The 884-nt window shown below is 38.5% G+C and carries 1 protein-coding gene; it reads left to right on the plus strand.

The genetic code is table 11. The features are described from left to right. On the plus strand, positions 1 to 884 hold an 884-nt coding region (locus IDG60_RS16630; protein WP_206160946.1), incomplete at both ends, for a CocE/NonD family hydrolase.

Below are 884 nucleotides of genomic sequence, written 5' to 3' on the forward strand. Positions count from 1 at the left end.
GAAATCAAGAAATGATTATGGAAAAAGATGTCACTGTGGAAATGCGCGATGGCGAAAAATTATATATTAATATTTTCAGACCAAATAAAGATGGCAAATTCCCTGTAGTTATGTCTGCAGATACTTACGGTAAAGATAATAAGCCTAAAATCACCAATATGGGTGCCCTTTGGCCAACATTAGGCGCCATTCCGACATCTAGTTTTACACCTGAAGAATCACCAGACCCAGGATTTTGGGTACCAAACGATTATGTTGTAGTTAAAGTTGCATTACGCGGTAGTGACAAATCCAAAGGCGTCTTATCTCCATGGTCAAAAAGAGAAGCGGAAGATTATTACGAAGTGATTGAATGGGCAGCAAAACAGCCATGGAGTAATGGAAATATCGGAACAAATGGTGTTTCTTATCTTGCGGTGACTCAATGGTGGGTCGCATCATTAAATCCACCACATTTAAAAGCAATGATTCCTTGGGAAGGATTAAATGATATGTATAGAGAAGTAGCCTTTCACGGGGGTATTCCTGATACTGGCTTTTATCGTTTCTGGATACAAGGTATTTTTGCGAGATGGACAGATAATCCAAATATCGAAGACATGATTCAAGCACAACAAGAACACCCTTTGTTCGATGATTTTTGGAAACAGCGTCAAGTGCCATTATCACAAATTAAAACACCTCTACTAACATGTGCTAGTTGGTCTACACAAGGTTTGCACAACCGTGGCTCTTTTGAAGGATTTAAACAAGCTGCATCAGAAGAAAAATGGCTATATGTGCATGGACGTAAAGAGTGGGAAAGTTACTACGCTAGAGAAAATCTCGAACGCCAAAAATCATTCTTTGATTTTTACCTTAAAGAAGAAAATAACGATTGGAAA

It is taken from the genome of Staphylococcus sp. EG-SA-2 (genome assembly GCF_017152085.1).